19 protein-coding genes and 3 tRNA genes are annotated in these 20,594 nt (G+C 38.8%); 14 read left to right on the plus strand and 8 right to left on the minus strand.

Annotated features, from left to right (window positions below):
- Positions 1–99: 99 nt before the first annotated feature.
- The 3 genes from FHR28_RS01355 to FHR28_RS01365 all read left to right on the plus strand — a co-directional run bounded on the left by FHR28_RS01355 (position 100) and on the right by FHR28_RS01365 (position 4,442).
- Complete coding sequence (locus FHR28_RS01355) at positions 100–1,188, plus strand: hypothetical protein (protein WP_105714577.1); 1,089 nt, start codon at positions 100–102, stop codon at positions 1,186–1,188.
- A 66-nt stretch (positions 1,189–1,254) separates the two neighbouring features.
- A complete protein-coding gene (gene rrtA, locus FHR28_RS01360; RefSeq protein ID WP_166781783.1) occupies positions 1,255–1,827 on the plus strand; it encodes a rhombosortase in 573 nt (190 codons plus the stop codon).
- 416 nt (positions 1,828–2,243) lie between these two features.
- Positions 2,244–4,442 carry a TRAP transporter large permease subunit gene (locus tag FHR28_RS01365; RefSeq protein ID WP_151956994.1) on the plus strand — a complete coding sequence of 733 codons (2,199 nt, stop codon included), beginning with the start codon at positions 2,244–2,246 and terminating at the stop codon, positions 4,440–4,442.
- 58 nt (positions 4,443–4,500) lie between these two features.
- Here FHR28_RS01365 and FHR28_RS01370 read toward each other — a convergent pair whose 3' ends face one another.
- On the minus strand, positions 4,501–5,280 hold the full coding sequence (locus FHR28_RS01370) for an AraC family transcriptional regulator (RefSeq protein WP_004725744.1): 780 nt from the start codon (positions 5,278–5,280) through the stop codon (positions 4,501–4,503).
- 163 nt (positions 5,281–5,443) lie between these two features.
- Between FHR28_RS01370 and FHR28_RS01375 the strand changes: the two genes are divergently transcribed.
- A complete protein-coding gene (locus FHR28_RS01375) occupies positions 5,444–6,364 on the plus strand; it encodes a DMT family transporter (protein WP_034614348.1) in 921 nt (306 codons plus the stop codon).
- A gap of 100 nt (positions 6,365–6,464) precedes the next feature.
- On the opposite strand, the gene FHR28_RS01380 is transcribed toward FHR28_RS01375, so the two are convergent.
- From FHR28_RS01380 to rnr, 5 genes are all read right to left on the minus strand, one after another.
- Complete coding sequence (locus FHR28_RS01380; RefSeq protein ID WP_004725747.1) at positions 6,465–6,908, minus strand: hypothetical protein; 444 nt, start codon at positions 6,906–6,908, stop codon at positions 6,465–6,467.
- Positions 6,909–6,923: 15 nt separating this feature from the next.
- The gene (locus tag FHR28_RS01385) at positions 6,924–7,133 is read right to left on the minus strand and encodes a YheV family putative zinc ribbon protein (RefSeq protein WP_171066870.1); all 210 of its coding nucleotides are present in this window, start codon (positions 7,131–7,133) and stop codon (positions 6,924–6,926) included.
- Between the two features lie 54 nt (positions 7,134–7,187).
- Positions 7,188–9,215 (minus strand): M3 family metallopeptidase, encoded by a 2,028-nt coding sequence (locus tag FHR28_RS01390; RefSeq protein ID WP_166781784.1) that lies wholly within the window; start codon positions 9,213–9,215, stop codon positions 7,188–7,190.
- 92 nt (positions 9,216–9,307) lie between these two features.
- Positions 9,308–9,943, minus strand: a complete 636-nt coding sequence (locus tag FHR28_RS01395) for a hypothetical protein (RefSeq protein WP_166781785.1) — start codon at positions 9,941–9,943, stop codon at positions 9,308–9,310.
- Between the two features lie 157 nt (positions 9,944–10,100).
- Entirely contained in the window at positions 10,101–12,551 is a 2,451-nt protein-coding gene (rnr, locus tag FHR28_RS01400; RefSeq protein ID WP_178283395.1) for a ribonuclease R, read from the minus strand.
- A 264-nt stretch (positions 12,552–12,815) separates the two neighbouring features.
- On the opposite strand from rnr, the gene FHR28_RS01405 reads away from it, so the two are divergent.
- The 3 genes from FHR28_RS01405 (at position 12,816) to FHR28_RS01415 (ending at position 13,121) form a co-directional block, all read left to right on the plus strand.
- Positions 12,816–12,905 (plus strand) — tRNA-Ser (locus tag FHR28_RS01405).
- A gap of 15 nt (positions 12,906–12,920) precedes the next feature.
- A tRNA-Arg gene (locus tag FHR28_RS01410) sits at positions 12,921–12,997 on the plus strand.
- Between the two features lie 47 nt (positions 12,998–13,044).
- Positions 13,045–13,121, plus strand: a tRNA-Arg gene (locus tag FHR28_RS01415).
- Between the two features lie 61 nt (positions 13,122–13,182).
- Here the strand turns inward: FHR28_RS01415 and FHR28_RS01420 are convergent.
- Positions 13,183–14,133, minus strand: a complete 951-nt coding sequence (locus FHR28_RS01420) for a hypothetical protein (protein ID WP_166781786.1) — start codon at positions 14,131–14,133, stop codon at positions 13,183–13,185.
- Between the two features lie 198 nt (positions 14,134–14,331).
- Here FHR28_RS01420 and FHR28_RS01425 point away from each other — a divergent pair, with 198 nt between their 5' ends.
- The 6 genes from FHR28_RS01425 (at position 14,332) to FHR28_RS01450 (ending at position 18,686) form a co-directional block, all read left to right on the plus strand.
- Complete coding sequence (locus FHR28_RS01425; protein WP_004816901.1) at positions 14,332–14,529, plus strand: hypothetical protein; 198 nt, start codon at positions 14,332–14,334, stop codon at positions 14,527–14,529.
- Positions 14,530–14,732: 203 nt separating this feature from the next.
- Positions 14,733–15,392 (plus strand): amino acid ABC transporter permease, encoded by a 660-nt coding sequence (locus FHR28_RS01430; protein WP_004816902.1) that lies wholly within the window; start codon positions 14,733–14,735, stop codon positions 15,390–15,392.
- On the plus strand, positions 15,382–16,047 hold the full coding sequence (locus FHR28_RS01435; RefSeq protein WP_004816904.1) for an amino acid ABC transporter permease: 666 nt from the start codon (positions 15,382–15,384) through the stop codon (positions 16,045–16,047). The genes FHR28_RS01430 and FHR28_RS01435 overlap by 11 nt, the downstream gene beginning before the upstream one ends.
- 2 nt (positions 16,048–16,049) lie before the next feature.
- The gene (locus tag FHR28_RS01440; protein ID WP_004725765.1) at positions 16,050–16,781 is read left to right on the plus strand and encodes an amino acid ABC transporter ATP-binding protein; all 732 of its coding nucleotides are present in this window, start codon (positions 16,050–16,052) and stop codon (positions 16,779–16,781) included.
- Between the two features lie 134 nt (positions 16,782–16,915).
- Positions 16,916–17,749: a transporter substrate-binding domain-containing protein gene (locus tag FHR28_RS01445; protein ID WP_374759607.1), complete on the plus strand. Its 834-nt coding sequence runs from the start codon at positions 16,916–16,918 to the stop codon at positions 17,747–17,749.
- A gap of 73 nt (positions 17,750–17,822) precedes the next feature.
- Positions 17,823–18,686 carry a cysteine ABC transporter substrate-binding protein gene (locus FHR28_RS01450; protein WP_166781788.1) on the plus strand — a complete coding sequence of 288 codons (864 nt, stop codon included), beginning with the start codon at positions 17,823–17,825 and terminating at the stop codon, positions 18,684–18,686.
- Between the two features lie 69 nt (positions 18,687–18,755).
- Here FHR28_RS01450 and FHR28_RS01455 read toward each other — a convergent pair whose 3' ends face one another.
- Positions 18,756–19,193 (minus strand): winged helix-turn-helix transcriptional regulator, encoded by a 438-nt coding sequence (locus FHR28_RS01455; RefSeq protein ID WP_166781789.1) that lies wholly within the window; start codon positions 19,191–19,193, stop codon positions 18,756–18,758.
- A 109-nt stretch (positions 19,194–19,302) separates the two neighbouring features.
- On the opposite strand from FHR28_RS01455, the gene FHR28_RS01460 reads away from it, so the two are divergent.
- Positions 19,303–20,562: an MFS transporter gene (locus tag FHR28_RS01460; protein WP_166781790.1), complete on the plus strand. Its 1,260-nt coding sequence runs from the start codon at positions 19,303–19,305 to the stop codon at positions 20,560–20,562.
- Positions 20,563–20,594 lie beyond the last annotated feature (32 nt).

Here is a 20,594-nt window from a genome sequence, read left to right on the forward strand (position 1 = left end):
TCAGATGAAATTAGAGCTATTACTCTGTTATTCAGAGATTGCATCTGATATTGTTATTTTAAAAGGGATATAAACACAATTATATAGAGGACAGGAAGTATGTCTAAGGTCCACAAGCTTGGTCAATTGATGCTGACCGCTGTTGTTGCCTCATCTGTGTTATCAGGTTGTTCATATGTTGTAAAATCAGGTGCCAATGTTGCGCTTGGCTTTAGTGAAAAACATATCGTCCCACCCATTTTGGCGGGCAATGATACTGATATGGCATGCAACTCAGGCAATGCGTTAACGCCAGCGATTATGGCAACAAAAGATATGGGGGCCGACCCAACCCGTATGGCAGTATTGTTATATTCAGCTGCGGGGATGTGTGCAGAAAATCGTGCTTTGGATGCAGAACTCAGATATTTACGTGCTTCAAAAGATGGTAAAGTGACTGAAGCGCAAGATGCTCGTATAGAACAAAAACGTTGGGCAGCCCTTGCCGCAGAACGTCAATACACGGGTTATCAATTATTTGCAGAACGTTGGCAGGCAAAATATAAATATACTTTAGGTGATTCTTGTCCAACCATGCGTAAGGACTTAGATCAAACCATCTATTTAATTGGTATGCTCAGTGGTTTGCAATCGATGACCAATGACATTAACTCTGGCGGTGCAGTGAATGTACCGAAAGATATTGCTGCGATTGTCGAACGTGGTATGGCATGTTTAGACAATAACAAATTCTGGGGTGCGCCAATGGCGACACGTGCAGTGATTTGGATATTGTTACCAGGTGCAGGAGATGGTAAGCCTGATCCAACACAGACCTTACAACAATCAATGCAAATCGCAGAACAGAAAGGTGTTCGTTTAGCATTTGCAATGAATGCCGTTGCAGCGCAAGCCAGTGGTGATGATGCTAAATTAAGAGCAGCGTTAAAAGCCTATGCCGCATCGCGTGCAGATGATAAGCCAGTAAACCCTGAATTTAGATTATTAGATGGTATGGCCGGTCAAATGGTTCAAGGTATTGCCGATCGTTATTGGACTGAACATACTGGTGTTCGTGCAGCAGATGATGGAATGACCACATTCTGGGATGAACAAGCATCTACGGGTGATGATGAATTGTTTAATGATCTACCTGCACCGACCGAAGAGCCAAGTGCTTCAGCTGACGAACCTGTAGCAAATCCATAGTATTCAATTGCATGAATTGGTTAGAATTGAGGAAGAGCGACAGCTCTTCTTTTTTTATGGTGTAGCATGGAACAACACAAGTTAGATAAAAATATATTGTTTATTGCAACCAGTATCATTTTTTTTGCAATTCTTCAGCTTTTTCAAACTCATTTCATTTATCAGCACGATGTTTTTTTAAGCCAGCCTTGGCGCTGGTGGACAGGGCATTGGGTTCATGTGGGATGGATTCATTATGTTTTAAATGTTTTGGCTTTGGCTTGTTTACCCTTTTTATTTCCAAACATTAAAAAGCAAGTTTTTATTGCTTTATTGCTTATTTTACCGCCTTTACTCAGTCTCTGTTTTTATCTGATTTATCCTCATATTTTTGCTTATGCAGGTTTGTCTGGCATTCTTCATGGTCTGTTTGTATTTTGTGCAATCGTCAGTTTAAAAGAAAAGCCAGAACGAAATTTTGCCTTCATCGTATTGTTATGCATCTTCGGCAAAATCGCATGGGAACATTTTTTTGGTGCACTACAAACTGAACAATTGATTGGTCATCCTGTTTTAATACAGGCGCATTTGCTTGGGGTGGTTTTTGGAAGTATTTGTGCCATCTTGAGCTTAATTTTTCGACTTAATGTTATGAAATAGAAAATGAATCAAGAATATTATTTGTATGAAGTATTATTCTATAAAATTTCATTATTTTGATGAGGTTAAGCACATAGAAGTGTAAAGATATTTAAAAAATAAATTTGAATGAATACTTTGTAATGAATGGATGCTGATTCTCATTTGTGGTTAATTATGTGAATGTTACATCTATTTTAGTTGTAAAAAATATAAGTACTTAGTTGTTTTTTCACATTTAATGATAAGACTATAGATGAGTTGACAAAAAGCTCGCCAAAAAAATTAATCTTTGTCATGTTTTTCTTAGGAAAATTAGGGCAAATTTGAGTGGTGATGATAGGAATGGGTATTGGTAAAGGATTTTACCTCTCACCTAATAATAAAAGATAAGCTGTGCAAGCGATTGTACACTGGTTATAAAAACTGGAATAACAATGCAAGAACCTGTAAATAATAGATCGGGATTAGGTCTACTCAGTTATCTCTGGAATGAGTGGTTCTCAACCTTTTCCATCCTTATTCTGCTTCTCCTGACCTTGATCATTGGGACAGGGGATATGATTCATGGGCAAATGCTTCGTTTAGGTGAACGCCTATATGGAGACGAAAAAATAGGAATGCAATATTCCTTTTTACGTGCTGAGCCCAACAAACCTTCATGTGACCGCAATGTAGATATCGATAAGCTTGTCAAAGAAAAAATGCAACAGGAAGCCAGTGATCCTGATGCGGCATTTTTTGGTTTAACGCCAGAAGCAGATGTTCGCGCTTCATTCGTTTCAGCTCAAACGGATTGTGAACAGAAGTATGCGTTCTATGATAAATCGATCAAACATATGGAAGATCATCCATCCCTTCGTTCATATCGTTCGATGGAAACGGGTTTCTTCTGGATATTGAAATGGGGCTCTGAACATCGCGTACTCATCCTGATTTTGATGGTGGTGATTGCTGCAATTACAGCATCATTGAAGATGCATCATATTGGGCTACGTCCAGCGCGTACTAAGCTTGATTTTAAAGTCTATAATATTGCGATGGTACTGGGGAATGCCTTACTGAGCTTCTCGGTTATTAGCCAATATCGTTCAGTACTCAATTCTGGTGTTGAATCGACCCTTGAAACGATCGGGGTCTATTGGTTATGGATGATCCTGTTCGTTGTCTTGACAGTCATCAGCCTGTTCAAATTATTCCGGACACCAGAAAATGCTGAAGAAGGCGGTAAATTTGGCCTTGCGCTGTTGAGCATACCTTTATATGCCTTTATGGCAATTGTGACAGGTATTGCGTTTACTTTCTTTATGGACTACCCAATGGGGCAAGGTATTTACCTTGGCTTGTTGACTGAATTTTCAAATATCTTCCTTAACTTAGCACTGTTTATTTGGGCAGGGATGTTATTGACCCAAACACGTGTGATGGATCTTTTCTTGGCGATTCTTCGTCCTTGGAACTTAGCGCCTGAAACGTTGACGTGGATCATTTTGATTGGTGCAGCAATTCCAACCGCATATACAGGTGCTTCGGGAATCTTCGTTGTTGCTGCTGGTGCGATTATCTATAAAGAAGTGTGGAATTCAGGTGCACGTCGTCAATATGCATTGGCTGTTTCAGCAATGTCAGGTTCACTTGGTGTTGTATTACGTCCGTGTCTATTGGTGATCTTAATTTCAATGCTGGATAGCCGTCATGTAACTTCAGACGAGTTATTTGATCATGGTATTTATGTATTCTGGTTAACCGCATTTATTTTCTTAGGGGTGTCGTTATTCCTTGCTGAGAATAAGTTCCGTATTAACTCACCGAAAACTGCTGTCCCTGGTATGTTGCGTGCTTTCGTTCCAGTGCTTCCATATATCTTGATTGTTGCTGTCGTGATTGGCTTCTATCAGTTTGGTCTGGACACGAAAATGGATGAATTTACTGCACCTGTAATTCTTCCAATCATGTTATTGGCATTTATTTTATTTGATAAGTTATTTGGTAATAAATTACCGATACCAGAAAACCCAAATAAAGCGCTTGCTCTAGAGCATGAAAAAAATTCTGAATACTTACGTGAGCATGGTGATACCGCTGAAACAAAACGTGGCTTCCGTAGCGCAATTCGTTTTGCAACATCGGAAAGCGTTGGTCATATTGGTGCGTTAATTATCCTGATGGCGTTGTCTGCAAGTGTTGGTGGTCTGATTGAACGTAGTGAAATCGTGACCATGGTTCCAACGCATCTGGGTAGTATCTTGGTGACACTTGGCTTTATGGCATTGTTACTTGCATTAATTGGTATGACAACAGATCCATTTGGTGCGGTGATTCTTGTTGCTGCGACGATTGCGCCAGTTGCATTTGAAAATGGTATTCATCCGATTCACTTCTGGATGATCGTACTGGTTGCATTTGAGTTTGGTTATGTTACGCCACCTGTTGCGCTCAACCATTTGCTGACGAGGCTCTCGGTCGGTGATGCAGAGGTTGCCGCCGCCGATGCTGAGGCAAAAGCCAAATATACAAGCTTCTACTATCGTTATGAGCGTTGGATCTTGCCAATCGTGGTGCTGTTCTCAGCATTGGTGATTGTGACCTATGCGCCGTACATGTTTAACTTGTTTGACTGGTATGCCAGTAAATAATTGAATGTCTAAAAAGCGCCTTCGGGCGCTTTTTTTCTGTCTGTGGCTTTGAATAGATTTAGTGATCTTTAAATTGAAACTGCTGAATGTACTCACTCGGCGTCAAACTGGTTTCACGTTTAAACATGGCACTAAAGGCACTGGCACTGTCATAGCCCAAATCAAGTGCAACATTGAAAATAGATTTATTCATTGCCAAATCAGTCATGGCTTGCATCAGCCTTGCCTGCCGTACCCAATGACTAAAATGCATATTGGTTTCTTTCTGAAAATGCCGAGTAAGGGTTTTCGGACTAACATGTAAAAATTGGGCGGCATGTTCGAGTGTCCATGTATGGCTGAGATCAAGTTTGATTTCAGCACAAAGCTTTTGCAATTTAATATTTTGTGGCTCAGGTAAGTTAAATGGTAGAACAGGGAGAAGCTCCAACTCATCTAAAATTAGTTCAAGCAATCGTGCTTCACGACTTTGAGGATGGATTGTGGTTTGAATCTGCATCGCTGAGCGAATAAGCTCTTTTAGCAGAGGCGAGATCGTGACAACACGACATTCATTGACTAATTTTGAACGCGCATCTGGCTCAATAAATACACCATAAGCTTGCACATCACCACTGATCAGTAAGGCATGAGCCTTATATGCTGGAATCCATACACCGCGTCCCGGTGGCGTGACCCATGTTCCTTCTGTCGTTTGAATACGGAGAACACCAGAAAGCGTATGAATCAGTTGGATACGTTCATGGCTATGCCAATCTTCAATATGCCCATGGGAATAATTTTCAGTAAAGGCATAAATTGGATAATCTAAAAATCCATGATCATAATTATTCCCCACGATTTACTCCTCAATCAATACGGCACTGTCAATCATATATTCGTGGAATTGCTTAGTCCTCAAGCATAATGTCCTTTTTGCGATAGTTATTGTCATTTTGTCGTACAAATACAAAATGATTATTTTTTAACATGGTTGAATCTTTCTGTATAGGCAGAGCAGCATGTTTCAAAAAGCTTATTTCTACCCATTGTTCGCCATTTTATTTTGGGCTGGAAATGTGATTGTGTCTAAAATGGCAAGTCATGCAATTTCACCTGTGGCGATTACATTTTATCGTTTGGTTTTTGCGCTCGCGGTGATGAGTACTTTTGTATTGATTCCCACGTGGAAAAATCGCCATATTATTCGCCAGTATTGGAAACATTTGGCTTTAGGTGGATTTCTTTCTGTATCCTTATTCCAATTTTTGTCTTATCAAGCAGCGACAACCACAACAGCAACCAATATGGCGATTGTGACGGCATTGATTCCATTATTGACGATTATTTTAAGTACATGGATTTTAAAAGATCAGATTAGCTATGGCTTAGTGATCGGAGGCTTCTTATCATTCTATGGCATTTTGTATTTATTGAGTCATGGGCATATTGCCCAAGTTTTTAGCCAAGGTATGCATCTTGGAGATGGCTTGATGTTGCTTGCCGCAATCGGCTACGCCTTATATGGTGTGCTGTTAAAACGTTGGAAAATGCCGATCCCTGCATGGCAATCGAATTTTGTGATGTCGAGCTTTGCCATCTTATATGTTTTGCCGTTTTTTATCTTTTTACCCGCATCACAAATGCAACTGAATCAACAGACCATTCCTTTGATTTTGTATGCCAGTATTTTCTCATCGATTTTATTGTCTTATCTATGGATTGAAGGTGTAAGACATTTGGGACCCAATAAAAATAGTATTTTTATGAATTTATTGCCTGTGTTTACAGCTTTAATTGCCGTGGTGCTCTTGGGTGAACATTTACAAGTTTTTCATTTGGTTGGTGGTGGTTTAACACTCTGTGGAATTTTATTGGCGCAAATTATCCAAAAGCCAATCCAATGGAAAAAATCAACACAGCAGTCATTGGACTCACTTTAAAATATTGAAATGTCTATTGTTCAAATTGAAAAAAGCCTTAACTTATAAAGAGGTTAAGGCTTTCTGATATCAGATCGTCATTTTTGCACATGATCAAAAATTATTGATTTTGTGCCGCCATTTGCTGTTGAAGTAGCTTGATTTGCTCTTCCTTAAGTTTAATCAATTGATCCGCATCAGCATGTTGTGATTTGAGGTTTTGTTGCTGATCATCAAGTTGTTTTTGGATGTCTTCTAGTTTAGCCACTTCTTCTTTAGCTAAACTGGCATTTTCAGGAATTTTATCTTTTAAAATTGATGCTTTGACCAATTCTACATTGGCAGCCTCTGAAGCAGCACTTTGTTCAACAGGCGTTGCCACAGGTGGTGCCGTTGCTTCCACTTTCTTCGCAGCAGGTGTAGTCTGATTCAATGGCTCATTGATTTGGGTGCTTTCAGAGGTGTTATTTAACCAGAAAAAAATAGCAATTAAAACGATAACTGCCCCCAACCCGCCTGCAATAATCCACATTAATTTTGAATTGTTTCTTTGTTCTATATGCATTTTATTCGGTCCGATCTATTTTGAAGAGCGAGGCTTGAATTGAATGACCCCAATTTCATCAGGTATAGCAGGTTCTTCAGGCGCATCTACATGGGTAGGGCGATTTTCAGAATATCCACACTCGATGCATTCAATCCATTCAGCATCGCCTTGGGTGAGCATAACAATACGATCCATCGCTTCACATTTTGGACATTTTGCACCAGCAATGAAACGACGTCTAATATTCATACACCCACCACACTTTAAACAATTTTGGCCGTTAGTTTAAGCGTTTTTTTAGCTATTCGTCCAACCTTGATGACGTAATAATGCATCTATTTTAGGTTCACGACCACGGAAATTGATAAATGCATCAAGTGCTGTATCTTTTCCGCCAACTGCAAGGATTGCCTTACGGAACTCTTGTCCAGTTTGGGTATTAAACACACCTTCATTTTCAAAGCGGTCAAAAGCATCACTTGCTAAAACTTCTGCCCATTTATAAGAATAATAACCAGCAGCATAACCGCCCGCAAAAATATGGCTAAAGCCATTTTGGAAGCGGTTATAAGGTGCTGTTGCTAAAACAGCATACTTCTGGCGAATATCATCTAAAGTGGCTTGGATTTGTTCGGCATTTAGTGCAGGTGTAAGTTTATGAATGGTTAAATCGAACAATGCAAACTCAATTTGTCGTAAAGTTTGCATACCTGATTGGAAGAAACGAGCATCGAGTAAGGCTTTTAAAAGATGCTCAGGAAGTGAGTCTTTAGATTCAATATGTTCACTGATTAAAGCCAAGCTTTCCGTATCCCATGTCCAAAATTCCATAAACTGGCTAGGTAACTCCACTGCATCCCATGCAACGCCGTGCGTTCCAGCAACTGCAATATTGTCTACTTCGGTCAACATATGGTGTAAGCCATGACCAAACTCATGAAATAAGGTATTCACTTCATCATGCGTTAATAGGGCAGGCTGATCACCGACAGGCGGGGTAAAGTTCCCAACCATATAGCAGATTGGTTTTTGTAACCCCGTTTCGGTTTGCATACGCGAGCGGAAACCACTCATCCATGCACCACCACGTTTACCGTTACGTGCATAGAGGTCAAAGTAAAAACCACCAATCACAGTGCCTTGGTCTTCTAGTTCATAATAATGAGCATCTGTATGCCAAAGTGGTGCTTGGCGTTCAATGACTTGAATTCCATATAAACGATTGACCACATTAAATAAGCCTTGAATCACTTTAGGCGCAGGGAAGTATGGTTTTAAATCTTCCTGAGAAAGGTTGAACTGTTGAACTTTTAGTTTTTCAGAATAATAACCGCTGTCCCAAGGTTTTAGCTCATCTATGCCATCTTGTTTGGCAATGGCTTTGAGTTCTTCGATTTCTTTTAATGCAGGTGTACGTGCATGCTCTGCTAAATCAACCAGAAATTGATCAACAGTGGCCACATCGGGTGCCATTTTTGAAGCAAGTGAGTATTCTGCAAAATTGTCAAAACCTAAAAGCTTGGCCATTTCCTGACGTAAGCTGAGGATTTCAACCATCACGGGTGCATTGTCAAATTGCGTATCGCTGGCTTGATCTGAGGCGCGTGTAACATAAGCGTGATAGATTTCTTCACGGAGCGCGCGATCTTCTGCATAGGTCATGATGGCCAAATAAGATGGAATATCTAAGGTAGCAACAGGCTGATCTAGTTCGCGTTGTTGACCATATTGTTTGAGTAATTCAATACTGCCTTGCGGTAGACCTTTAAGCTGATCCGTGGTTAAAGTTTTGCTATAGGCTTGGGTTGAATCCAAAACATGATTAGAAAAATCAGAAGACAGTTGTGATAATCGTGCTGAAATTTCTGCATAGCGTTTTTTAGCCTCACCTTCGAGGGCAACACCTGAAAGTTTAAAATCACGTAAAGCCAGCTTAATTGCACTTTGTTGCGCCGTTGGCAAGTCGCTAAAAATCGCATGATCATAAACATTTTGATAAATTTGGAACAAAGCAACGTGTTGACCGATCTGGGTGTAGTATTCACTTAGACCTGGCAATAAGGCTTGATAGACTTCACGCGTTTCAGTGTTATTCATCACTGCGTTGAGGTGTGACAAAATTCCCCAAGATTCACTCATGTTATTTTCAAGTGAATCTACATTTTCGATCACTGCAAGTTGTTGTTGAATGCTTTCAGGGACTTGGACCAAGTCATTTAAAAAGTTTTGACCGTCTTGGATGGCTTTTTCAATATTTTGTTTGAGCTGATCTAAACTAATTTGATCAAATTGCGGTACTGGCAACGTTGCCTGTTCTAGTGTCATGAGCTTTATGCCAAATCATTTCTTAAGTTATAGATAGATGTAGGGCTTCTGGCAGGGGAAATCAAGGTGTGACAATAAAATTAACACAGATGTTAATGGACTTGTTTGGTTTTGAGGTTGTATTCAAAAGGGATAGAATATGCGCCCGCATCAAAACTGATGCCCAAAATATCTTTTTTAAGATAAAAGCCATTTGCATTTTTTAGCGCAATAAAATTTCGATCTTCAGCATAGTATCGGTATAGGTATTGCAGATCTGCGCTATCACAGTCATTAGACGTTTTAGAAAGCGTTGCTGTTTTATTTTCAATACATGGGGCAAGTTGCTGAGCAATTTCATTTGAGATTTGCGTTGCAGATAATTGATATTTTTGTAGAATTTGTGACAATGTTGCGAACTGTTTATTTTTTAAATCGATTACATAATATTTTTCACGATAATAGCTTTGTCCGCCTTCAATTTCTAAATGGGCATAAACACTTAAATAGTTTTGATCCTGATAGATCTTTCCTGAACTAAAGTTGATACGTGTAGCATCATCTGCCAAAAGTTCGTGTTTGATCTGTTGGTTGATTTTTTCAAAACCTTTGCCTTGGATAAGGGGAATATTTCCTGAAAAATTCGTATATTTTGAGGGAATAGTTTGGGTTTTAAAGGTGATGGTTTCAGCAGAAGCTACACAGCTGAGTAGCAGTATTGAGAGTGATAGTATATTTTTAATTTTCATGCTGTTATTTCTAGAGTTATTTGAGTCGCTATAGATGCATTATAAAACAAGGAAGACTCTATGAGGGTACAAGAAAAGTATTTTTAGACGTATTCAAATTTAAAATTTTAATGATAAAAAAGAGAGCCGAAGCTCTCTGATTTTGTGGTAAGTAAAATTACTCAGTCTTTGCTTTTGCGTTCGACTTTTTCTTTTTTGCTTTAGCCTTTTTCTTCACTTTATCTTTAGCCTTTGTTTCAGGCTGAGTTGCAGCACTTTTTCCAGGTTTTTTATTGTAAGAGCTGGGTTTTCCTTTGGGCTTTTTCTTTCGAATGGGACGTTCCCCATCTTCGCTGGCATTCCCACTGTCAGATTCAGATTTAACTTTGACAGGACGTTCAGAAAAGACTTCTTCTTTGGCAACGGGTTTTGCAACACGTGGTGCACGACTACGGATTACACGGCCCGCATGCGACAGTTGTTGTAACAATTCAAAATCAATCTTACGTTCTTCTAGGTTAACCCCAGCAACTTTGATCTTGACTTCGTCACCCAAGCCAAAGGCTTGACCACGATTTTGACCGACTAAATTTTGACTAACTTGGTCATAAACAAAGTAGTCATCGCCCAATTGACTCACGTGAATCATACCATCCACATATAAATCTTTTAGGGTTACGAATAAGCCAAATTCAGCGGTTGCACTGATCACACCAACAAATTCTTCGCCTAAATGTTGCTGCATATAGTGACATTTCAGCCATGAAGTAACCGAACGCGAGGCTTCATCTGCACGACGTTCAGTTGCAGAGAAATGTTCACCCGCATCTTCTAACGCCGCACCTGAAAGTGGATACTTTTTGTTGGTTAAACTGGCTTTAATCGCACGATGTAATAGCAGGTCAGGGTAGCGACGAATTGGTGAAGTGAAATGGGTATATGCTTCATAAGCCAAGCCATAGTGGCCCACATTTTTTGGACCATAGTAGGCTTGCATCATTGAACGTAATAACACCGCATGAATACTCGGTGCATCAATACGATCTTTGGTTGCTTCAATCACCGTTTGGTAATCGGCTTGTGTCGGTTGGTCAGGGAATTTAAAGCCCAATAATTTCACAAAGTCTTTTACTTTTTGAATGCGTGAAAACTCTGGTGCTTCATGCACACGATACAACATTGGAACTTCATTTTTTAAGCAATATTCTGCTGCTGCAACGTTAGCAAGCAACATACATTCTTCAATAAGCTTATGCGCAACATTACGTGAACGCGGTAAAATTTCTTTAATTCCACCCAATTCATCAAAAGTCATGTAGGTTTCAACGGTTTCAAATTCCATTGCATGACGTTGTGCACGTAAACCTTTTAAGGTTTCATACAATTGGTAGAGCGTATTGACTGACTTACGGACATCACGATCTTCAGGAATCGCATTGCTGTCGCCATCCAAATATTGTGCAACTTGGGTATAGGTTAAACGTGCTTTTGAATGCATCACTGACGGATAAAATTCAAATTTAGTCACTTTACCAGCACGACTTAAATTTAAATCACACACCATACATAAACGGTCAACATGTGGATTTAAAGAACATAAGCCATTTGAAAGTGCTTCAGGCAACATTGGTAATACATAGTGTGGGAAATACACAGATGTACCACGTTCTTGCGCTTCATCATCTAAAGGTTTACCAACACGGACATAATGACTGACATCTGCAATCGCGACAACGACACGATAGCCACCACCAGGACGTTTTTCCGCATAGACTGCATCATCGAAATCACGTGCGTCTTCACCATCAATGGTGACTAAAGGCAGATCTCGTAAATCTATACGGCCTTGACGATCTTTTGCAGAAGGTTCTTTAAATGCTTCAGCTTCTTTGATGACTTCTTCTGGGAATTCATAAGGTAAACCATATTCTAAAATGGTTTGCGGGATAATGATTTCAGTATCTGCTTTATCCGCCATTGACTGAATCACATGACCTGTCGCAAACTCATCTCGAGTTGGATAGTCATCAATTTCAACACGTAATGCATCGCCTACTTTGGCTTTGGCATGTTCAATCAGTTCTTTTTCTAAAGTTATGGGCTGATGTGCATTGGGAGGTGCAGGTTGAATAAAGTATTCACCTTCAAATTCTGCAACTTTACCGATCAGTTGTTTAACTCGACGTTGAGTCACTTCAGTAATATAGCCCCAAGCTTTACCTTTACGGTCTACAGAAGTTTGTTGGACTTTAACGCGGTCACCATGGAAGACTTGACGTAATTCGCGCTCAGGCAGAAGGAACTCATCTTTCTTCCCATCTAAGCTTGCAACACCTAAACCTTTAGCGTTGACATAAACAGTAGCGTCTAGGGTAGGTTGATCGGCCATCAGCTGATATTTAAAACCATCTTTCATCAACTGACCATCACGGACCATTGCACTTAAACGATGGCTGAGCGCATCTATACTTTTTTGATCGACAATTTCAAGCAGTTCAACAAGATCTGCATGTGACAATGCTTCTTGTTTTCGTTCAATGATTTCTAAGATAAGGGTACGACTTGGAATGGGATTGTCGTAACGCTCAGCTTCAGCTTTGGCTTCAGGATCGACCCAATTTTTCATGATGTATTTGGTTTCTAGTCAGAAGATATGATTAGCATAAGACATAGCGTGGAATACTGCACGTAATTGATTGCAATATTGTGTTTTTAATTTAGTTTTTAGAGAAAATTTCTAGGTATTTGTAGATTGTGATTATTTTGCAGCATAAAAAAACAACAAAATGATGAAAATCGCTTAAAAAGTATTTAATTGAGTAAATTTCTCTATTTTTTTTAATGTCATCACTTGCCGAATCGGGTTTTAGTTTGTATTATGGCGGCTCGTTACGGTGAGATGGGTGAGTGGCTGAAACCACATCCCTGCTAAGGATGCATACGGGTAACTGTATCGAGGGTTCGAATCCCTCTCTCACCGCCAACGATTACTTATGACGCGCTCATAGCTCAGCTGGATAGAGCACTTGGCTACGAACTAAGGGGTCGGGAGTTCGAATCTCTCTGAGCGCACCAATAAGTTAATCATGATGTAACGAATGCCTTTTGGCAACACAAGTATTGCGCTCATAGCTCAGCTGGATAGAGCACTTGGCTACGAACTAAGGGGTCGGGAGTTCGAATCTCTCTGAGCGCACCAACTTGAAGAATTAACCGCATACATTGCGGTTTTTTTGTGCCTGAAATTTAGATCGATGATTTTAGGCCGGTGATTTTAGTTGGTTGAATATATTAATTCTCTTGGCTATTTTTCGAAAAATAAAATAGCTAAATGCAATAAGCCCAATAATAATGCCAGTTATCTCTAAATAGGAAAAAGTGCTAATTTTAAAAAGAAAAAAGATGCTGATTAAACTTAGACTAAGCCACAATAAACAGAAAAATAGCATTTCATTAAAGAAGAATACTTGAAAGAGCCATTTGCGTAATGCCTTATTTTTAATTCGCGTCAGAAATAAAAACCGATGTTTAAAACCGAATGAACTGTTTGGCGAGATTTCAGCTTTGGACAGCAGCATTCGATAAAAATGGATCTCATCAAAAGACGCATTGAGTTTATTTTTAACAGGCTGTTGTGTCTTTTCATGATTATTTAACCATCTATCCACCTCAAAACAGGGCAGTAAAGACTCTCCAAAACCATCGATATCTAAATATCGATTTTGGGGTGTTTTAAGTTCAAAAGATTTTGGCAGCCAATATTTGGATGGTGATGGACTTTTGGGATCTCGATGTTTTTCTTCGATGAAATGGATCATATCCACCATTTCATTGTTAGCTTCTATGCTAAATGGATCAATCATCATTGCCATAATATCGGTAATATTAAGCTCGACTGAAAATGTTGGAGTATGTTGTAAATATTGTAAAAATGATTGAGCTAAAATTGCTACTTTTTCATCATTATAGAGTGCTGACCATATATTGAGTCTGGATTTAAACGTTTCACAGCTTTTTAAGATCGTTGCCCGAAAGACGTAATAGCTTAAGCCATCTTCATCTTGAAGAGTGTTAATGTCTTCAACTTTAAATAAGGCCAACCAAAATAATGGAATCGAGTATTTAACTTCTTGATAGGTTTCATTTTCATCCATTTCACCCGTGGTTCTATCGAGATCGGATGAAATTAAAAGTGTTGAGTAATGTCCCATTGTTTCCTTTTATCATCTGAGTTTTTATAGGAATATTTATGAAATAATAGTACAGGATTGATTGATGTGGAATTTAAATAAAATGAATTTTATTATTTTTTGCACGTCTATTCTTGTCGCAGAGTAAGGATTGAAACATCTATTCTAGAGCTAAAAACTTTAAAATAATAAAATAACCGGAGCTTTAGAAAGAAGAACATGAAGAAATATACAGATGGATATTATATTTACCAGCATGTTGATTTTATTTGTCATTTCAACCTGCAACAGTGTGATGGCTGTAATCGCACGCTGACAGGTTTTGTCTATGAACTGCAAATCCAAAGTTTAGAAAATGAATCTGTCATCTTCTGTGCTGAATGTATGGAATTGTTAGACGTGGTGAATGCCGAATAATTGCTTCGGGTCGATGATTGTTCAATTTTAACTACGCTTATTTTTCTCACCGTAAAAAAGTAAGCATTATCCAGCATTATTTTTATAGAAAAGCTTATCTGATAATCATATTTATTTAGACAAAATTCTCACTGTAAGATAGTTCCAAATCATTTTTTCTGCTTTAGAGCGTAACAATAAAATAATTATTTTGGACGATTTCTTTGAATTGGCAATATATCTACAGTGTGATGCCACAGTTTGCTTCGGCAATGGTGACGACACTCAAAATCTCAATCATCAGTATTATTCTCGCAATATTGGTTGGTTTAATTTGCAGTATTCTCATTACCTATCGGGTACGGGTCTTTGACAAAATTGCCAAAATTTACATTGAATTATCACGCAATACGCCCTTATTGATTCAGTTATTTTTTCTCTATTACGGTTTACCAAAACTGGGGATTAAAATTGATGGATTTAGCTGTGGGGTCATTGGTCTAACTTTTCTAGGTGGAAGCTATATGGCTGAAGCCTTTCGTGCAGGTTTACAAGCTGTGGCCAAAGGGCAAATTGATTCGGGTGAAAGTATTGGACTGAATCCACTGCAAGTTTTTCAATATGTGATCTTCCCTCAAGCTCTAGCAATTTCAATTCCTGCAATTGGTGCAAATTGTTTGTTTCTGATTAAAGAAAGTTCTGTTGTGAGTGCCATCGCAGTGGTGGAACTATTGTTTGTCACCAAAGACTTAATTGGTATGGATTATAAAACCACAGAAGCATTATTTCTCTTGATCATGTCTTATCTGATTATTTTATTGCCTGTGTCTATTCTCACCAGTTATCTGGAATACCGCAGTCGGAAGGTGAGCCATGGAATTTGATTATTTGTTTCAACCCAGCCACCTTGCACGATTACTGGAAGGGCTATGGGTTACTGCAAAAATTGCCTTTATATCAGTATTTTTTTCAGCAATTTTTGGCACGATTTTCGGTGTCATTATGACGTCGAAAAATTTACTGATTAAAAGTTTGTGTCGACTGTATTTAGAAGCGATTCGGATTATTCCAATTCTGGTTTTATTGTTTGTTTTCTATTTTGGCTTTGCAACATGGTTTAACTGGCAGCTCTCAGCGGTACTGGTATGTATTGTGGTTTTCGTATTGTGGGGGACTGCTGAAATGGGCGATTTAGTCCGCGCTGCCATCACATCGATAGATCAACATCAACGCGATTCTGCACACGCACTTGGCCTGAGTCCTATCCAAACTTTGGGCTATGTGATTTTCCCGCAGAGTTTAAAAAGAGTCACACCGGGCGCAATCAATTTATTCACGCGTATGATTAAAACCAGCTCCTTGGCAGTGCTGATTGGCGTGGTCGAAGTGATTAAAGTTGGACAGCAAATTATTGAAAATTCGCTGTTAATTGTTCCGAATGCATCTCTTTGGATTTATGGTTTGATCTTTATTTTATATTTCATCATTTGCTATCCCTTATCCCGTTTAGCGACGCATTTAGAAAAAGTTTGGGAGTAATCATGACTTTGTTATCTATACAACATTTACAGAAATCATTTGCAGAAAGTCATATTTTACAAGGCATAGATTTGGACGTAAAACAGGGTGAAGTCGTGGTGATCCTTGGTCCATCGGGATGTGGGAAAAGCACATTGTTACGTTGTATCAATGGCTTGGAAAAAATTCAGGGTGGCACAATCAATTTAGCTGGCTCAGGTGTATTGGGCAAAGATTTAGCGTGGGTGGATGTACGTCAAAAAATTGGCATGGTGTTTCAAAACTATGAACTTTTTGGGCATATGAATGTGATTGATAACATTTTATTAGGCCCTTTAAAAGTTCAAAAACGAACAAGAGCTGAAGCTGAGAAAGTCGCAGACGAATTATTGAAACGTGTCGGTTTATACGATCGTAAGCGAGATTATCCGCGACAGTTATCGGGTGGGCAAAAGCAACGTATCGCAATTGTGCGTTCATTGGTGATGCAGCCTCAAGTGATTCTGCTAGATGAAATCACCGCTGCTTTAGACCCTGAAATGGTCCGTGAAGTATTAGATGTGGTTTTAAAACTTGCACATGAAGGAATGACCATGTTGATCGTGACTCATGAAATGTCTTTTGCCAGAAAAGTCGCAGACCGAATTATTTTTATGGATAAAGGCAAAATTATTGAGCAAGCCACACCTGAACAATTTTTTGAGCATCCACAGACTGAACGGGCAAAAGCCTTTTTAAATATGTTGAATTACTAACAGTAATTTAGACATCAATATTCACCCTAATAGCAACACATAATGATCTATAAAAATGAGGATGTATGGCTTTATCTTATTTAACTCAACCATCGATTTTTTTTAATATTTCCAACGTTGTTAGAACATTGAGTATGGCCTTATGTATGGGAATGTTGAGCGCATGTAGTCAGCCAACTGAACCAAATGCATCAGCGGAGCAAAATACCCAGAATGATCAATCTTTAGATCAGATTAAAAAGCAGGGCATGTTCCGTGTTGCTGTTTTTGCAGATAATCCTCCATTTGGTTATGTGGACAGTGCAGGTAAACCACAAGGTTTTGATATCGCTTTAGCAAAAAGAGTGACCAAAGATTTGCTTGGGGATGAAAATAAAGTTGAATTTGTGGTGACTGAGGCTGCTAATCGGGTGGAGTTTTTAAAATCGGGTAAAGCAGATGCGGTATTTGCCAGCTTTTCAGTCACTCCTGAACGTAAACAAGTGGTTGATTTTGCTCAACCGTATTTAAAGGCTGCTTTAGGCATCGTATCGCCTAAAGCCAAGACGATTACAGATATTCAGCAGCTTGAAGGCAAAACCTTGATCGTCAATAAAGGCTCGACATCAGATATTTATTTCACTAAGAATTACCCAAAAATTAATTTATTAAAGTTTGAACAAAATACTGATGCCTTTAATGCATTGAAAGATGGTCGTGGTGATGCAATTTCTCAAGACAGTACTTATGCCTTGGCATGGGCAGCTGAGAATCCAACATTTACGGCGGGAATTCAACAAATTGGTAATCAAGACTTTATTGCACCTGCAGTGAAAAAGGGCAATAGCCAACTTCTAAATTGGCTCAATACTGAAATTTCAAGCTTACAAAAAACAGGTGAAATTCAGAAGATTTATGATCAGACCTTAAAGCCTGTTTACGGTGGAACTGTGGATGCTCAAGTCTTTTTGGATGTGACACCGAAATAAAAATTGCATTAAAGCGTTTAACTATGAAAAGAAATCATTGTTTAAATATGAAAATAGATCAGAGGAAAATTAAATGAATATATCAATAAAACAGCTGACTCATCTACTTGCGGCCTCAGTGCTTAGCTTAGGGTTAGCGGCGTGTAATAAAAACGCGTCAACAACTGAAAAAGCTGCTGAACCTGAAAAAACCAGCTCAAGTATCGAGCAAATTAAGAAAAATGGTGTGGTTCGTATCGGGGTGTTTAGTGATAAGCCGCCTTTTGGTTACTTGGACGCACAAGGTAAAAACCAAGGTTTTGATGTGGAAATTGCCAAGCATGTTACCAAAGACCTATTGGGAGATGAAAACAAAGTTCAGTTTGTTTTAACGGAAGCTGCCAATCGTGTGGAGTACCTTAAAGCCAATAAGGTGGATATTATTTTTGCCAATTTCACCGTGACACCTGAACGCAAGGAAGTTGTCGATTTTGCCAAGCCTTATTTAAAGGTTTCTTTGGGCGTTGTATCACCTAAAGCTAAGCCGATTACAGATATTGCGCAGCTTAAAGACCAGACTTTATTGGTCAATAAAGGCACGACAGCAGACTCATTCTTTAGCAAATCACATCCTGAAATTAAATTACAGAAGTACGAGCAGAATACAGAGACCTTTGATGCGCTGAAAGATGGACGTGGTGTGGCTTTGGCACATGACAATTTATTGGTACTGGCTTGGGCAAAAGAGAACCCAAATTACACCGTGGGTATTACCAGCTTAGGTCAGCATGATTTAATTGCACCTGCAGTCAAAAAAGGCGATAAAGAATTATTGGATTGGTTGAATCAAGACTTAGAAAAATTATCTAAAGCAGGGGTTATCCAGCAAGCCTATGAAAAGACGTTAAAACCTGTCTACGGTGATAGCATTAATCCAAAAGATTTATTGGTTGAGTAAAACCCTTAAAACTTAAGTTTGCTCTTTTAAAAATATCATCGACTTTAACTGGGAAAACATGATTTGCATTTAATTGATCTTTTTCACAAAGGTCTCTTGTGCAAGTAGATATTTTCCTTTTTTTGTCATAGGTTGCATAAGTGCCAATTCATCACCTGTGTTTTTCTCAAGTAAAATAGAATGTGGTTGATCCTCAGCAAATAAAAATTGCTCACCCCATTGACGTAATGCCACGATGATCGGGAACAGTGCGTAACCTTGTTCAGTGAGCACATATTCCAAATAGGCTGAGCCATTAGAAGCGGGTTGGTTCTTTAGAATTTGAGCATCAATAAGTTTAGCCAAACGATCAGATAAAATATTTTTGGCGACATTTAAATTTTTTTGAAAATCACTAAATCGTTTTACCCCATCAAAAGCTTCGCGAATGATCAATAAAGCCCAACGATCTCCAATCAATTGCACTGACCGTGCAACTGGGCAAGCTTCATATCTGTCTTGATTCATCAGTCGTTCCTTTCATCTTAAAAAATAGACTATATATAAATCTAGTTGCAATTTAAAACAAGATTGCGTAATTTAATCTGGTTGCAAATTAAAACCAGATTGGTGCAAAATGAACAAAACAGATCATCATCAGCGCAATAAAACAAGAGAACAGCAGCGATCTCAGCTTTCTCCAGCCTTGGTGATGCTGTTTGCGTGTGCTGCTGGATTGAGTGTTGCAAATGTTTATTATGCACAGCCATTGCTGGATTTGATTGCCCAAGATTTTAAATTAGATTATTTGTGGGTGGGGTTAGTTGTTTCATTGACTCAAGTGGGATCAATCATTGCATTAATTTTTATTGTGCCTTTAGGCGATTTATTACCACGAAAATCTTTGATGTTGTTTCAGTCCATCATTTTATGCCTAGCTTTAATCTCGTTGGTTTTTTCAGATCATATTTTCACGTTGTTATTGAGTATGCTGATTGTGGGCATGTTGGGCACAGCGATGACCCAAGGCTTAATTGTTTATGCATCAGTTTTGGCCGCTGCTGATGAACGCGGCAAAATCGTCGGTACAGTCCAAGCTGGTGTATTGATTGGCATACTTTTATCTCGGGTACTGTCTGGTAGTTTAGCGGATTGGTTTGGATGGCAAGGGGTATATATATTCTCTGTACTATGTATGAGTATGATCAGTGTGTTTTTATGGAAATACTTAGCTGTTATCCGTATCGAAAAAGATCCTATTCAGCAATCTACTTATTCCCAGATGATCTTTTCATTGTTTGAACAATTGTTTAAAAATAGAGTGTTACAGATTAGAGGCGTACTTGCTTTCATCATTTTCGTCAATTTAAATCTGTTTTGGAATGCATTGGTATTTCCTTTATCTGTTCAGCCTTTTGAATATTCACATAGCTTGATTGGTTTTTTAGGCATCATTGGTGCTATTGGTGCGGTTATGGCAATCCGTGTTGGTGGGTTGGCTGATCGAGGCTATGCGCAGCGTGTTACACAATATGCGTTTCTATTACTGATCGGAGCTTGGGTCATTTTAACCAGCTTATATTTTTCAATTTGGATTTTTATTTTAGCGATTATTTTATTCGATGTGGCCATTCAATCAGTTCATGTGATTAATCAAAGTCTGATCTTCCAAGCGGATATTCGATTACATGGGCGATTGGTTGGTGCTTATATGTTGTTTTATGCATTGGGCAGTGCTGTGGGATCATTACTGGCAACAACACTCTATGGTCATTGGGGATGGTATGCCGTGTGTGCGGCTGGAGTCCTATTGAGTGTAGTTGGCTATTTATTTTGGTTGTTTACTGAAAAATATTTAATTCAATTTCAAATGAAACAGCATGCAAGCAGTGTATAAATGCATAAATCCTAGGTTTTTTGTCGATTTAA

The sequence above is a fragment of the Acinetobacter sp. BIGb0196 genome (genome assembly GCF_011759595.1).
GTDB lineage: Bacteria > Pseudomonadota > Gammaproteobacteria > Pseudomonadales > Moraxellaceae > Acinetobacter > Acinetobacter guillouiae.

Coding starts and splice junctions, on each gene's coding strand:
- FHR28_RS01460 (WP_166781790.1), top strand. CDS start 19,303: ATGAACAAAACAGATCATCATCAGCGCAATAAAACAAGAGAACAGCAG.
- FHR28_RS01365 (WP_151956994.1), top strand. CDS start 2,244: ATGCAAGAACCTGTAAATAATAGATCGGGATTAGGTCTACTCAGTTAT.
- FHR28_RS01440 (WP_004725765.1), top strand. CDS start 16,050: ATGACTTTGTTATCTATACAACATTTACAGAAATCATTTGCAGAAAGT.
- FHR28_RS01390 (WP_166781784.1), bottom strand. CDS start 9,215: ATGACACTAGAACAGGCAACGTTGCCAGTACCGCAATTTGATCAAATT.
- FHR28_RS01435 (WP_004816904.1), top strand. CDS start 15,382: ATGGAATTTGATTATTTGTTTCAACCCAGCCACCTTGCACGATTACTG.
- FHR28_RS01450 (WP_166781788.1), top strand. CDS start 17,823: ATGAATATATCAATAAAACAGCTGACTCATCTACTTGCGGCCTCAGTG.
- FHR28_RS01375 (WP_034614348.1), top strand. CDS start 5,444: ATGTTTCAAAAAGCTTATTTCTACCCATTGTTCGCCATTTTATTTTGG.
- rrtA (WP_166781783.1), top strand. CDS start 1,255: ATGGAACAACACAAGTTAGATAAAAATATATTGTTTATTGCAACCAGT.
- FHR28_RS01355 (WP_105714577.1), top strand. CDS start 100: ATGTCTAAGGTCCACAAGCTTGGTCAATTGATGCTGACCGCTGTTGTT.
- FHR28_RS01395 (WP_166781785.1), bottom strand. CDS start 9,943: ATGAAAATTAAAAATATACTATCACTCTCAATACTGCTACTCAGCTGT.
- FHR28_RS01455 (WP_166781789.1), bottom strand. CDS start 19,193: ATGAATCAAGACAGATATGAAGCTTGCCCAGTTGCACGGTCAGTGCAA.
- FHR28_RS01425 (WP_004816901.1), top strand. CDS start 14,332: ATGAAGAAATATACAGATGGATATTATATTTACCAGCATGTTGATTTT.
- FHR28_RS01445 (WP_374759607.1), top strand. CDS start 16,916: ATGGCCTTATGTATGGGAATGTTGAGCGCATGTAGTCAGCCAACTGAA.
- FHR28_RS01420 (WP_166781786.1), bottom strand. CDS start 14,133: ATGGGACATTACTCAACACTTTTAATTTCATCCGATCTCGATAGAACC.
- FHR28_RS01380 (WP_004725747.1), bottom strand. CDS start 6,908: ATGCATATAGAACAAAGAAACAATTCAAAATTAATGTGGATTATTGCA.